Here is a 13,337-nt window from a genome sequence, read left to right as displayed (position 1 = left end):
GAGGAACAACACAATGGAACTCACCCCCCGCGAAAAAGACAAACTGCTGCTATTCACCGCAGGATTACTCGCTGAACGCCGCAAAGCACGTGGCTTAAAACTCAACTACCCCGAAGCCATTGCTTACATCAGTTGCGCGATTATGGAAGGCGCACGTGATGGGCGTTCCGTCGCCGAAATGATGGATTACGGGCGGACGTTGTTAAGCCGTGACGACGTAATGGACGGCATTGCCGAGATGATCCACGACGTGCAGGTGGAAGCGACTTTCCCCGATGGCACTAAACTTGTCACCGTGCATGACCCGATTGTGTAAGGAGTACCCCATGATTCCCGGACAACTTTTCGCTGCTGAAGGCGACATCGAACTCAACGCAGGGCGTGAAACCGTGACCCTCACCGTTGCCAATACCGGCGACCGCCCGATTCAGGTCGGTTCGCACTACCATTTCTTTGAAACCAACAACGCCCTCGCGTTTGAACGCGACCAGGCACGCGGTTTCCGCCTCAATATTCCCGCCGGAACTGCCGTAAGGTTTGAGCCGGGGCAAACCCGCGAGGTCGAGTTGGTAGCACTCGCTGGTACACGCGAAGTCTACGGTTTCCAAGGCAAAATCATGGGGGCATTATAATGGCACGGATTAGCAGACAGGCTTACGCTGAAATGTACGGTCCTACCACCGGCGACCGCGTGCGGTTGGGCGACACCGCACTCATTATCGAAGTCGAACACGACCACACGGTGTACGGCGATGAAGTCAAATTCGGCGGCGGCAAAGTCATTCGCGACGGTATGGGGCAATGCCAACGCAACGACGCCGAAGTCGTGGACGTGGTGATTACCAACGCGCTGATCCTCGACCATTGGGGCATTGTCAAAGCCGACATCGGCATCAAACACGGGCGCATTGTCGGCATCGGCAAAGCGGGAAACCCCGACACCCAAGCGGGCGTAAACATTCTGGTTGGTGCAGGTACGGAAGCGATTGCAGGTGAAGGCCATATTCTCACCGCTGGAGGGATTGATTCACACATCCACTTCATTTGCCCGCAGCAAATCGACGAAGCCTTAATGTCCGGTGTGACGACCATGCTCGGCGGCGGTACGGGGCCTGCAACCGGTACGAATGCCACCACTTGCACCCCCGGCATCTGGAATTTGCACCGTATGTTGGAAGCCGCCGATAGTTTACCGATGAACCTCGGCTTCTTGGGCAAAGGCAATGTCAGCCTACCCGAACCCTTGCGCGAACAAGTTGCAGCGGGTGCTATCGGTTTGAAGCTGCACGAAGACTGGGGCACAACCCCCGCCGCCATCGACAACTGCCTGACAGTGGCGGATGAGCTGGACGTGCAAGTTGCCATTCATACCGACACGCTGAATGAATCTGGTTTCCTCGAAGACACGCTTGCCGCCATGAAAGGGCGCGTGATTCACACTTACCACACCGAAGGCGCAGGCGGCGGACACGCTCCCGACATTATCAAAGCCTGTGGACAAGCGAATATCTTGCCATCGTCCACCAACCCGACGCGCCCTTACACCATCAATACGGTCGACGAACACCTCGACATGTTGATGGTCTGCCATCACCTGTCGCCTGCGATTGCCGAAGACGTGGCGTTTGCCGAAAGCCGCATTCGCCGCGAAACCATTGCTGCCGAAGACATTTTGCACGACTTGGGCGCATTCTCGATGATCTCCTCTGACTCGCAAGCGATGGGGCGCGTCGGCGAAGTCATCATTCGTACTTGGCAAACCGCGCACAAAATGAAAGTGCAACGCGGTAGCCTCGGCACTGACCCCGCCACACACGACAACTTCCGCGCCAAACGTTATATTGCCAAATACACCATCAACCCCGCGATTACGCACGGCATTTCCCACGAAGTCGGTTCGATCGAAGTGGGTAAATTAGCGGATTTGGTGCTGTGGAAACCGGCATTTTTCGGCGCAAAACCGAGCCTGATTATCAAAGGCGGCATGATTATCGCCGCACCGATGGGCGACCCGAATGCGTCGATTCCCACCCCGCAGCCGGTGCATTACCGCCCGATGTTTGGCGCATTCGGCAAAGCTAAACACGCCACTACCATGACCTTCCTCTCGCAAGCGGGCTACAACGCGGGCGTGCATCAGCAATTGGGCTTACAAAGCCTGATTGGTGTGGTGAAAAACTGCCGCACGATCAGCAAAGCCAGTATGATTCACAACGACTACCAGCCGGTGATTGAAGTGGATTCGCAAACCTATCAGGTGCGGGCGGATGGTGAACTGCTGATTTGCGAACCGGCGAGTGAATTGCCGTTGGCTCAACGTTATTTCTTGTTCTGATCCCTTCCTTTGTGGGTGGTAGACAATGATTCTGTCTACCACTCACTCATTGCATCATTGCTATTTACGCAAAAAAAAGCATATTGCCATTCCTGTTTTGGCTTGTTATTGTGTCTACGTCACCATTGAGGATGTAGAAAATGTTGCTCAAGGACATTGTGTCAGCCAAAGCAGGTTATCCGTTTCGCGGGGCAATCACGGCAATACCCAACGCAGCAGTGCGGGTGGTGCAAATGAAAGATACCTTTGTCGATCAAGCTATTGAGTGGTCGGCTTGTATTTGCACAGAGCTACCCAGCCAACGCTCAGCGGATTTTTTATCAGAAAATGATATTTTGTTTGTAGCACGCGGTACGAAAAATTATGCCGTGTTAGTCGATGCGGCGGTTGTGAACTACCAAGCAGTGGTAGCCCCTCACTTTTATGTATTACGTCTGACAACACCCAGCGTGTTACCTGCATTTCTAGCATGGTGGCTCAATCAATACCCCAGCCAGCAATATTTCCAGCGTGAAGCCGAAGGCAGTGTGACCAAAAGCATCCGCCGCAATGTGTTGGAAAATACTCCTATCGTTGCACCTTCGCTGGGCAAACAACATGCCATTATTGGCTTTGCCAACACGCTCACACGGGAACAGCAAGTACTAGCGCAGCTACAGCGTAACAGCGAATATCTAATGAATACCATTGCTAATGATTTACTCAATAACAAGGAAGTCACACCATGAACGAACAACACCAGTCTTTTGAACAATTGAGGCAACTCTCAACCGATGGTTTTGAGTATTGGTCGGCGAGAGATTTAGCGCCACTTCTCGAATACCGTGACTGGCGGAATTTCCACAAAGTTATCAACAAGGCGATGCAAGCCTGCGAAACCAGCAACCACGTAGTTGTAGACCATTTCGTTGAAGCCACCAAAATGGTCTCCATTGGCTCAGGCTCTCAACGCAAACTGGATGACATACACCTTTCCCGTTACGCCTGCTATCTGGTGGTACAAAATGGCGATCCCTCCAAGCCTGTCATCGCCGCAGGACAGACGTACTTTGCGGTGCAAACACGGCGGCAAGAGCTGGCGGACGATGACGCATTCAAGCAGCTTAAGGAGGATGAAAAACGCCTGTTTTTACGCAACGAACTCCGGGAACACAATAAGCAATTGGTTGAAGCAGCCCAACAGGCGGGGGTGGCGACCAACTTGGACTTCGCCATTTTTCAGAATCACGGTTACAAAGGGCTGTACGGTGGGCTTGATCAAAAAGGTATTCATGCCCGCAAAGGGCTGAAGAAAAGCCAAAAAATCCTCGATCACATGGGGTCAACCGAACTGGCAGCCAATCTATTCCGAGCCACGCAAACAGAAGAAAAACTAAAGCGTGATAATGTGCAAGGCAAGCATCAGGCTAACCAAACCCATTTTGCAGTGGGTCGGAAAGTCAGGCAAACCATTGAGGAACTGGGTGGAACAATGCCAGAAAACCTGCCTACGCCAGAGAAGGCGATTAAACAATTGGAAACTGGTACAAAAGCATTGGGTAAAAAGGATCAATAACAGCATGACCGACAAAATCAGCCAAGACAGCATCAACAAAGCCCTGTGGGCAGCTTGCGACACCTTTCGCGGTACGATCAGTGCCGATACGTACAAAGATTTCATCCTCACCATGCTGTTCCTCAAGTACATCTCGGATGTGTGGCAGGATCATTACGAACGCTATCAGGTGGAGTACGGTGATGAGCCGGAACTGATTACCGAAATGATGAAAAGCGAACGCTTTGTGTTGCCGCCCATCGCCAGTTTCTATGCCCTGTATGAGCGTCGCCATGAACCGGGCAATGGTGAGCGCATTGACCAAGCCCTGCACGCGATTGAGGAAGCCAACGGCACGAAACTCAAGGATGCGGGCAAAAGCGTGTTCCAAGACATCAGTTTCAACACTGACAAGCTGGGCGAGGAAAAGCAGAAAAACACCATCTTGCGCCACTTGCTGGAAGATTTCGCCAAGCCGGAACTTAATCTCAAACCCAGTCGTGTGGGGACGCTGGATGTGATTGGCAACGCCTACGAGTACATGATCAAGAACTTTGCTGCCAGCGGTGGGCAAAAGGCGGGCGAGTTTTATACCCCGCCGGAAGTGTCCGATTTGATGGCGGAGCTATTAGAGCCGCAACCGGGCGACAGCATTTGTGACCCGGCGTGTGGTTCGGGGTCGTTGCTGATGAAGTGTGGGCGTAAGATCGTCGCCAACTTCGGCAGCAGGCAATACGCGCTGTACGGGCAGGAGGCGATTGGTTCTACTTGGTCGCTGGCGAAGATGAATATGTTTCTGCACGGCGAAGACAATCATAAGATCGAATGGGGCGACACCATCCGCAACCCCAAGCTGCTGGATAAAAACGGCAATCTGATGCTGTTTGACATCGTGACCGCCAACCCGCCGTTTTCATTGGATAAATGGGGGCATGACGACGCGGAAAATGACAAGTTCAGCCGTTTTCGGCGCGGCATTCCGCCCAAAACCAAGGGCGACTATGCCTTCATCCTGCACATGATCGAAACGCTGAAGCCGGATACCGGGCGTATGGGCGTGGTTGTGCCGCATGGGGTGTTGTTCCGGGGTTCATCCGAGGGGCAAATTCGTCAGAAGCTGATTGAGGAAAACTTGCTGGATGCGGTGATTGGTTTGCCGGAAAAGCTGTTTTACGGCACGGGCATTCCGGCGGCGATTCTGCTGTTCCGCAAGGATAAGCACGATACCAACGTGTTATTCATTGATGCCAGCCGCGAGTGCAAGGCGGGCAAAAACCAGAACTTGCTGACGGCGGAGAATATCCGCAAGGTGCTGGAAACGTACCAGACTGGCAAAAGCGTGGAGAAATACGCCTACCTCGCCAGCCTTGCCGAAATCCGCGAGAACGATTACAACCTCAATATTCCGCGCTATGTCGATACGTTTGAGGAAGAGGAAACCATTGATTTGATGGCGGTTCGGCGCGAGCGGCTGCAACTGCAACAGCAGTTGGCGGCGTTGGAAACGGAGATGGCGGGGTATTTGCAGGAGTTGGGGTATGAGTGACAAACAACAACGTAAACAGCGGGGCGAGTCCAGCAATCCTGCTGTTATGATGCCAACGCCAACCACTTTGTCCGATCTTCCGGCTAATTATCCAGCTTTGCTCGACAGTTTGCGTAAACTGGTTGGTAATGAACGTTTGCGTATAGTTCAGCGTGCCAATCAGCAGATGATTTTGTTGTATTGGCAAATAGGGCAAGAAATTCTGCAACAGCAACAGCAGGAAGGCTGGGGAGCAAAAGTTATCGACCGTCTTGCTTACGATCTTAAACAAGCCTTTCCCGAAATGAGCGGTTTTAGTCCTCGTAATCTCAAATATATGCGCAAGTTTGCTGAGAATTGGGACGATCGTGAATTAGTGCAACGCACCGTTGCACTAATTTCCTGGCGTTCAAATATTGTTCTACTGGATAAATTGCATTGTTCTAATGAACGCCTATGGTATGCCAGTCGCACGCTAGAGTACGGTTGGAGCAGGGATATACTGTATTTGCAAATTGAAAACAGGCTGCATTTACGCCAAGGGCAAAGTCAAAACAACTTTCCGGCAACACTTCCACCTGAACAATCAGATATGGTGGTACAGCTTTTCAAAGACCCTTACCTGTTCGATTTTTTGGGTACGGATGCGCCACGCAGGGAAGCAGAACTTGAACAGCAACTCATCCACCATCTGGAAAAGTTTTTGGTGGAACTGGGACAAGGTTTTGCCTTTGTGGGACGACAAGTGCATTTGGAAGTAGGCGACGAAGATTTCTATGCTGACTTGCTGTTTTATCACCTCAAGTTGCGTTGCTATGTGGTGGTGGAACTCAAAATGGGTAAATTTACCGCCGGTTTTGTCAGTCAACTTCAGATGTACCAAACCATCATAGACGAGCAACTCCGCCATCCCGATGACCAACCTACTATCGGTCTGTTGCTGGTAAAGGAAAAAAACAACCTGATCGTTGAATATGCACTTGCCAGTTATAATAAACCCATTGGTGTTGCCGAATGGCAGCAACAACTCACCAGAACATTACCCGAAGAACTCAAAACCAGCTTGCCTAGCATTGAAGAAATTGAGCGGGAACTGCAAGAAAAGGAACAGCGGATAGAGGAGAAGCAGGGCTTGTGCGCTGTACTGCACAAAGGAGATAAGCCATGAGTGTCAACTTTCAAACCTTGGAGACCCTCAAAACCAAACTCGACAGCTACCGCCCCTTACCGCCTGCGGTGGTTGCCAACCTGCATGAATCATTGGTGTTGCAATGGACGTATCACAGCAATGCTATCGAAGGGAACACCCTCACCCTCAAGGAAACCAAGGTTGCGCTGGAAGGCATTACCGTTGGTGGCAAAACCTTGCGGGAACATTTTGAGGCAATCAATCACCGTGAAGCCATTTTGTTCATGGAGGAACTGGTACAGCAAAACGCGCCGCTGAATGAGTGGGACATCAAGCAACTGCATCAACTGGTGCTGAAAAACATTGATAACGCCAACGCAGGACGCTATCGGCAAATCAACGTGCTGATTGCGGGGCGGAACATAAACCTGTGGAAGCGTTGCATGTACCGCAAGCGATGGCGGATTTTATCGGTTGGTATGACACACAGGCAATGCAGTTGCATCCGGTGGAACGGGCAGCGCGGGTACATGGTGAATTTGTGAAGATTCATCCGTTTGTGGATGGGAATGGGTGGACTTCGCGCCTGCTGATGAATTTGGAATTGATGAAAGCCGGGTTTCCGGCGGCAGTGTTGTCGGTGCAACGACGCTTGGAATACTACGAAGCTTTGGATCGGGCGCATTGCCACGACGACTACGCCCCATTTCTGACATTGATTGCAGCAGTGGTGGTGGAAAGTTTTGATCCCTATTGGTGGGCGTTGGGAGTAAAAGCATGATTCCAGAAGGTTGGCAATCTACAGAAATTGGCAAATTAGCAGACTTTAAGTCAGGTGGAACACCATCAAAAGCAAAGCCTGAGTTTTGGGGAGGAAGCAACCCTTGGATTTCAGGAAAAGATCTTAAGCAACATTACATCTCGTCAAGTATTGACATGCTGTCTGAAGAAGGATTTGCTGTAGTGAGCAAAGCACCAAAAGGTGCATCATTAATACTTGTTAGGGGAATGACACTTCTAAAAGATTTTCCAGTTGGGTTTGTTGAAAAAACCGTATCATTTAATCAAGATATTAAGGCTTTAATTCCTAAAAAAGGTATTGATGGTTTGTTTTTATCATTTCTTCTTGTCGGAAAAAAAGAAGAAATACGACAATTGGTTAGTACGGCTGGACATGGCACAGGACGGTTAGATACGGAAAGTATTAAATCTTTTCCTGTTGACATTCCTACTCTCCCCGAACAAAAGAAAATCGCTCAAATCCTTTCCACTTGGGACAAAGCCATCACTACTACCGAACAACTGCTTGCCAACAGCCAGCAACAGAAAAAAGCCCTGATGCAGCAATTGCTGACGGGGAAGAAGCGGCTGAAGGGGTTTGGAGGAGAGTGGAAAGAAAAAAAATTTGGAGAAATATTCAAAGAACGAGTTGAGCTTGGTCGTGAGGGATTACCGCTTTTATCTATCACTGCTGAAGATGGCGTTGTTTATCAGGATGAAACTGGACGAAAAGATACTTCCAATGAAGATAAGTCAAAGTATCGTAGAATATGTGTAAATGACATTGGATACAACACCATGCGTATGTGGCAAGGTCGTTCAAGCCGATCGGATAAAGAGGGTATTGTAAGTCCTGCGTATACAATTGTTATACCTAACAAGGATATATATCCAAAATTTGCGGCTTACTTATTTAAACATCCATCCTTAATACACGTTTTCTATAGACATTCACAAGGATTGGTGTCAGACACATGGAATCTTAAGTTTGACTATTTCAGGAAAATTTCGTGGGCTTTTCCAGAATTTGAGGAGCAGCAAAAGATCACGGCTGTGCTTTCGGCGGCTGATCGTGAAATTGATGTTTTGCAGCAAAAGCTTGAGGGTTTGAAGCAGGAGAAAAAAGCCCTGATGCAGCAGTTGCTGACGGGAAAACGGCGGGTGAAGGTATGAGGAAAAATGTATGTTGATATATCCGATTAAAATCGAAGGACTCAAAGGCGTAGGCAGTATCGAGTTGAACTTACAGGAAAACCAGCGAGTTTATACCCTGATTGGTGCAAATGGGGTAGGTAAAACCAAGACGCTAGAAGCGTTGTTTCAGATGTGTATTTTCAGCAATCAAAGCGTGCAAAAATTTACAGGAATGACGGTAATAGACTCTGCAAGCTGGTCATTTAAAACAATGTCGCTAAATACGGATAGATTTAATGCCCCTCTGTCAAATAATATTCCTGCGACATTGAAAGATAAAATCAAATATCCTGCTCATGCCCTACCTGTTGTGTTTCTTGCTTCGCAAAACCGGGGATTTATCCAACACGACAACAAACCAGCTAAAGCTATCGGTACATTGGAACAACGCCGTAATGCCTATTTCCAGCGTTTGATTCAAGGCATGAACAACAACTTCACCAGCCTGAATATGGATACGGGCATTGAAGAATGGTTTGTTACCCTTGCCCAATCCGCTAACCCCTACCAGAAGCAGGAAGATAACCGCGACATCGAAATCCGGGTAGTGCTGGAGTTGCTAAACAAGATCGACAGCCGTATCGACCCCAAATACATGCAAATCAGCGGTGATGGTCGGGTCAATCTGAAAATTGATGGTCAGCCGCGTGAACTTTCCCATCTGAGTACCGGCTTTGCTTCCATCCTGAAAATGCTACAGGCGATTGTTTCCGGTTACGGCTATTTCACCAATGAAACCCGCTTGCAACAGGTGAAGGGTATCGTGCTGATTGACGAAATCGAAAGCCACCTGCATCTGTCTTGGCAAGCAAAAATCATCCCCTTGCTCAAACAATTATTCCCGAATACCACCTTTTACATCACCACCCATTCTTCCATCGTGCTGTCACAGCTAAAGGCAGGAGAAGCCTATCGCCTGCAACGCGATACCGATGGCGTGGTGCGTACCCAAGCGATTACTTCACCCAATACCACCTCGTTGATTGATGTGCTGCAAGAAGCCTTTGATATTGATCTAAATCGTCTGAAGCTGGACAGTCTCGTTCCCGCTGATCAACAACAAGCGAAACAACAGTTGTTGAATCTGATCAATGGGCAAGGGGTGTAAATGACCATGCGCAAGGTTTTATTAGACGCAAACTTATTGATCGCCGCCTTGGATGACGGTAGCACAACTTCCGAAACCGAACGTACCAAAGCCAAGCAGACTTTGGCAGCCTTATTGAGCAATGAGGAGGTGACGCTGATTATCACCCCATTGATTCGCTACGAAGTGCTGCGCGGCATTGGCTGGCAAGATCAGGTACGTTTTGCCCAGTTGAAACAATCACTGGATGGCTTGACCGAGTTGGATGTTAATCGCCATGTCTCCGAACTGGCAGCCAACTTATTCCGCTTTGACCGTGCAGAGAATACAAACCAGCAACGCAATATTGAAAAGCGCAAGTTTGATGTGTTCCACCTTGCCAGTGCCAAGTGCCATGATTTGGAACTGGCATCGCAAGATTCAGATATTGCGGGGTTAGAAGGCTTGCATGAGCGTTATACACAGGCCGTTCAATGAACCAGCCCATGCCCAAATTCCAAGAAGAATACAGTGCCAAACTCCCCGCCTTGGCACTGTTGAGCCAATTGGGTTGGTCATTTCTCTCCCCACAACAAGCCGTGATTGCCCGCCAAGGTCACTACGACCAAGTGGTGTTGCGTGACATCCTGCGCAGCGAATTGCAAAAACGCCGTTTCACCTTCGCGGGGCGTGAATACGCCCTGTCGAGCCACGCGCTGGATAACCTGATTGCCGAAGTGTGCAGCCCCGCCCTCAATGAAGGTTTGCTGTCTGCCAATGAAAAGCTCTACAACCACTTGCTGTACGGCATTTCCATCACCGAATTTGTCGACGGCAAAAAAGCCAACCCGACCATTGCTCTGATCGACTGGCACAACCCTGCCAACAACCATTTCAGCTTTACCGAAGAATTCAGCATCACCCGCGCTGGCGGTGTCGATACGCGCCGCCCGGACATCGTGTGTTTCGTCAACGGCATCCCGTTGGTAGTCATCGAAGCTAAACGCCCCAATGGTCATGCGAAAAAAGCCCCCACCATCGACGAAGGCATTTCACAAAGCCTGCGCAATCAACGCCCCGACGAAATCCCGCACCTGTTCGCCTACAGCCAATTATTGCTTTCCATCAATGGCGCAGAAGGCCGTTACGCAACCTGCGCGACCCCAACCAAATTCTGGTCAGCATGGCGTGAAGAAGACATCAGTGCCGCTGAAATGCACGCCATCAAAAACCGCCCGCTGACTGCGCTGCAAACCGAACTTCTGTTTGCCCACCGCACTGCCCAAGATTGGGCATGGTATCAGGCATGGAGTGCTGCTGAGTTGGCAGTGACAGGTCAAGATCATTTGCTGATTAGCTTGTTACAGCCACAACGTTTGCTGGAAATGATGCGGTTTTACACGCTGTTCGATAAAAAGGTTGGGAAAATTGTCGCCCGTTACCAGCAAGTTTTCGGTATCAAACGGCTAATTGAGCGTATCAACACCCCACGCCCAGACGGCGGACGCGAAGGCGGCGTTATCTGGCACACCACCGGCTCAGGCAAATCCTTCACAATGGTATTCCTGAGCAAAGCCCTGATTCTGCACGACTCCCTCAAACACTGCCGCATTCTGGTTGTCACCGACCGGGTAGATTTGGAAAGCCAACTCAGCAAAACCTTTACCTCCGGCGGCGAGTTAGCCAGCAAAAAAGACAAAGAAGCGGCAATGGCAACCTCCGGCAAACGCCTTGCCGAACAGATTGGCAAAGGCACGGAACGCATCATGTTCGCGCTGATCCAGAAATTTAACAGTGCCACCAAGCTGCCCGAATGCCGCAATTCCAGCCCGAATATCATTGTGCTGATTGACGAAGGTCATCGCAGCCAAGGCGGTGAAAACCACATCCGCATGAAACAGGTGTTGCCCAAAGCCGCCTTTGTGGCGTTTACTGGCACGCCCTTGCTGAAAGACGACAAGACCGAAGGCAAATTCGGCAAGATCATCCACGCCTACACCATGCAACGCGCCGTGGATGACCAAACCGTTACGCCCTTGTTGTACGAAGAGCGCATCCCCGATCTGGATGTCAACGAACGCGCCATTGATAGCTGGTTCGAGCGCATTACCGAAGGCTTGACCGCTGAACAAAAGACCGACCTGAAACGCAAGTTTGCCCGCAAAGGTGAAATCTACAGCGTGGATGACCGCATCCGCCTGATTGCACTCGACATTGCCAATCACTTCGTGAAAAACATCGACGACGGCTTGAAAGGGCAACTGGCGTGCGACAGCAAAGCCTCCGCCATCAAGTACAAACAATACCTCGACGAAGCCGGATTGTTTGAATCCGCCGTAGTCATGAGTCCGCCCGATACCCGCGAAGGCAATACCGATGTCGACGAAGCCGCTTTGCCCGCCGTGGCTAAATGGTGGAAAGACAATATTGGTTCAACCGACGAACAAGCCTATACCAAAGCCATTATCGAGCGTTTCGACAAAGACGATGCGTTGAAGCTGCTGATTGTGGTGGACAAGCTGCTGACGGGTTTTGACGAGCCGAAAAACACCGTGTTGTATATCGACAAACCCTTAAAGCAACACAACCTGATCCAAGCCATTGCGCGGGTCAACCGTTTGCACCCGCTGAAAAAGTTCGGCTTGCTAATCGACTATCGCGGCATTCTGGCGGAACTGGATACCACCCTCCAAAAATATCAGGATTTGGCAGCGCGTACCCAAGGTGGCTACGACATCAATGATATTGCGGGTTTGTACAGCCAGATGAGTACCGAATACAAACGCTTGCCGCAACTTTACAAAACCTTGTGGGCGATTTTTGCCGGGGTCAAAAACAAACACGACATTGAGCAATTACGGCAGGTACTCGTGCCGAAAATGGTGGAGCAAAGCGGGGAGTTGGTTGATGCCAACCTGAAAGTGCGCGAAGACTTCTACGAAGCCCTGACCGCCTTCGCCAGTTGCCTGAAAGTCGCACTACAATCCGCCACCTTCTTTGCCGATACCAGTTTCAGTGATACTGACCGCCGCCACTACAAGGAAACCCTCAAGCAATTTTCCAGCCTGCGCCAGTTGGCAAAACAGGATGCAGGCGAAACCGTCCAGTACGACCAATACGCCGCGCAGGTAAAAAAGCTGCTGGACAAGCATGTGGTCGGCGTTGACATCAAAGACGCGCAAGGCGTTTACGAAGTCAACAAACTGGGGCAAAAGCAAGCCCCCGAAGATTGGAGCGCGGACAAAACCCGCAACGAAACCGACATTATCAAAACCCGCGTGACCCGCCTGATCGAGCAGGATTTGCGCGATGACCCTTACGCGCAGGAAGCCTTTTCCAAACTGTTGCGCCAAGCCATTGCCGACGCAGAAAAGCTGTTTGACCACCCGCTCAAGCAATACCTGCTGTTCCACGATTTCGCCGAGCAAGTGCAACAACGGCGCGTACCGGATATGCCGAATGTGTTTGCAGGCAACCACCACGCGCAGGCGTATTTCGGCGTGTTCAAACAAACCTTGCCGGAAGTATTCACGGCTGCCGATCAAGCCGCGCAAGACCAATGGGTGCAACTGGCCTTCGCACTGGATGCGCATGTGGAACAATCTGTCGCCGAACATTCCATCAACCCACAAAACATTGAAGCTGACATTCGTAAGAAACTGTTGCCGCTGCTGTTCAAGGAATGCAAAGCGATTGGCGGTGGCATGGATCAGGCTAAAGCAATGGTCGAGCGGGTGATACAGATTGTGCGTGTGGGTTTGAATGGAGTGTAAG

13 protein-coding genes are annotated in these 13,337 nt (G+C 50.4%); all 13 read left to right on the top strand.

What is annotated here, in order from left to right:
- Positions 1-13: 13 nt before the first annotated feature.
- The 13 genes from ureA (at position 14) to J1836_RS08090 (ending at position 13,336) form a co-directional block, all read left to right on the top strand.
- Positions 14-316: an urease subunit gamma gene (gene ureA / locus J1836_RS08150; RefSeq protein ID WP_207250598.1), complete on the top strand. Its 303-nt coding sequence runs from the start codon at positions 14-16 to the stop codon at positions 314-316.
- Positions 317-326: 10 nt separating this feature from the next.
- Entirely contained in the window at positions 327-632 is a 306-nt protein-coding gene (locus J1836_RS08145) for an urease subunit beta (protein ID WP_207250597.1), read from the top strand.
- Complete coding sequence (ureC, locus tag J1836_RS08140; protein ID WP_207250589.1) at positions 632-2,335, top strand: urease subunit alpha; 1,704 nt, start codon at positions 632-634, stop codon at positions 2,333-2,335. Before J1836_RS08145 ends, ureC begins: the two co-directional genes overlap by 1 nt.
- 140 nt (positions 2,336-2,475) lie before the next feature.
- The gene (locus J1836_RS08135) at positions 2,476-3,063 is read left to right on the top strand and encodes a restriction endonuclease subunit S (RefSeq protein ID WP_207250587.1); all 588 of its coding nucleotides are present in this window, start codon (positions 2,476-2,478) and stop codon (positions 3,061-3,063) included.
- The gene (gene dinD, locus J1836_RS08130) at positions 3,060-3,890 is read left to right on the top strand and encodes a DNA damage-inducible protein D (protein WP_207250584.1); all 831 of its coding nucleotides are present in this window, start codon (positions 3,060-3,062) and stop codon (positions 3,888-3,890) included. The genes J1836_RS08135 and dinD overlap by 4 nt, the downstream gene beginning before the upstream one ends.
- Before the next feature lie 4 nt (positions 3,891-3,894).
- Complete coding sequence (locus J1836_RS08125) at positions 3,895-5,415, top strand: type I restriction-modification system subunit M (protein ID WP_207250582.1); 1,521 nt, start codon at positions 3,895-3,897, stop codon at positions 5,413-5,415.
- On the top strand, positions 5,408-6,562 hold the full coding sequence (locus J1836_RS08120) for a PDDEXK nuclease domain-containing protein (protein WP_207250581.1): 1,155 nt from the start codon (positions 5,408-5,410) through the stop codon (positions 6,560-6,562). Before J1836_RS08125 ends, J1836_RS08120 begins: the two co-directional genes overlap by 8 nt.
- Complete coding sequence (locus tag J1836_RS08115) at positions 6,559-7,068, top strand: Fic family protein (RefSeq protein WP_207250573.1); 510 nt, start codon at positions 6,559-6,561, stop codon at positions 7,066-7,068. The genes J1836_RS08120 and J1836_RS08115 overlap by 4 nt, the downstream gene beginning before the upstream one ends.
- Positions 6,981-7,304: a Fic family protein gene (locus J1836_RS08110; RefSeq protein WP_242632775.1), complete on the top strand. Its 324-nt coding sequence runs from the start codon at positions 6,981-6,983 to the stop codon at positions 7,302-7,304. Before J1836_RS08115 ends, J1836_RS08110 begins: the two co-directional genes overlap by 88 nt.
- Positions 7,301-8,476, top strand: coding sequence for a restriction endonuclease subunit S (locus J1836_RS08105; RefSeq protein ID WP_207250571.1), 1,176 nt, complete (start codon positions 7,301-7,303; stop codon positions 8,474-8,476). Before J1836_RS08110 ends, J1836_RS08105 begins: the two co-directional genes overlap by 4 nt.
- 10 nt (positions 8,477-8,486) lie before the next feature.
- The gene (locus tag J1836_RS08100; protein WP_207250568.1) at positions 8,487-9,605 is read left to right on the top strand and encodes an AAA family ATPase; all 1,119 of its coding nucleotides are present in this window, start codon (positions 8,487-8,489) and stop codon (positions 9,603-9,605) included.
- A complete protein-coding gene (locus J1836_RS08095; RefSeq protein ID WP_207250566.1) occupies positions 9,606-10,061 on the top strand; it encodes a type II toxin-antitoxin system VapC family toxin in 456 nt (151 codons plus the stop codon).
- Positions 10,062-10,069: 8 nt separating this feature from the next.
- Positions 10,070-13,336 carry a type I restriction endonuclease subunit R gene (locus tag J1836_RS08090; RefSeq protein ID WP_242632774.1) on the top strand — a complete coding sequence of 1,089 codons (3,267 nt, stop codon included), beginning with the start codon at positions 10,070-10,072 and terminating at the stop codon, positions 13,334-13,336.
- The last annotated feature ends 1 nt before the right edge of the window (position 13,337 follow it).

Origin of the sequence: Thiothrix fructosivorans (assembly GCF_017349355.1) — a bacterium.
GTDB classification, from domain to species: Bacteria; Pseudomonadota; Gammaproteobacteria; order Thiotrichales; family Thiotrichaceae; genus Thiothrix; species Thiothrix fructosivorans.
This window is presented reverse-complemented; position numbering and strand designations above follow the sequence as displayed.

Coding starts and splice junctions, on each gene's coding strand:
- J1836_RS08135 (WP_207250587.1), top strand. CDS start 2,476: ATGTTGCTCAAGGACATTGTGTCAGCCAAAGCAGGTTATCCGTTTCGC.
- J1836_RS08095 (WP_207250566.1), top strand. CDS start 9,606: ATGACCATGCGCAAGGTTTTATTAGACGCAAACTTATTGATCGCCGCC.
- J1836_RS08120 (WP_207250581.1), top strand. CDS start 5,408: ATGAGTGACAAACAACAACGTAAACAGCGGGGCGAGTCCAGCAATCCT.
- ureC (WP_207250589.1), top strand. CDS start 632: ATGGCACGGATTAGCAGACAGGCTTACGCTGAAATGTACGGTCCTACC.
- J1836_RS08105 (WP_207250571.1), top strand. CDS start 7,301: ATGATTCCAGAAGGTTGGCAATCTACAGAAATTGGCAAATTAGCAGAC.
- J1836_RS08125 (WP_207250582.1), top strand. CDS start 3,895: ATGACCGACAAAATCAGCCAAGACAGCATCAACAAAGCCCTGTGGGCA.
- J1836_RS08090 (WP_242632774.1), top strand. CDS start 10,070: ATGCCCAAATTCCAAGAAGAATACAGTGCCAAACTCCCCGCCTTGGCA.
- J1836_RS08110 (WP_242632775.1), top strand. CDS start 6,981: ATGGCGGATTTTATCGGTTGGTATGACACACAGGCAATGCAGTTGCAT.
- J1836_RS08145 (WP_207250597.1), top strand. CDS start 327: ATGATTCCCGGACAACTTTTCGCTGCTGAAGGCGACATCGAACTCAAC.
- J1836_RS08115 (WP_207250573.1), top strand. CDS start 6,559: ATGAGTGTCAACTTTCAAACCTTGGAGACCCTCAAAACCAAACTCGAC.
- dinD (WP_207250584.1), top strand. CDS start 3,060: ATGAACGAACAACACCAGTCTTTTGAACAATTGAGGCAACTCTCAACC.
- ureA (WP_207250598.1), top strand. CDS start 14: ATGGAACTCACCCCCCGCGAAAAAGACAAACTGCTGCTATTCACCGCA.
- J1836_RS08100 (WP_207250568.1), top strand. CDS start 8,487: ATGTTGATATATCCGATTAAAATCGAAGGACTCAAAGGCGTAGGCAGT.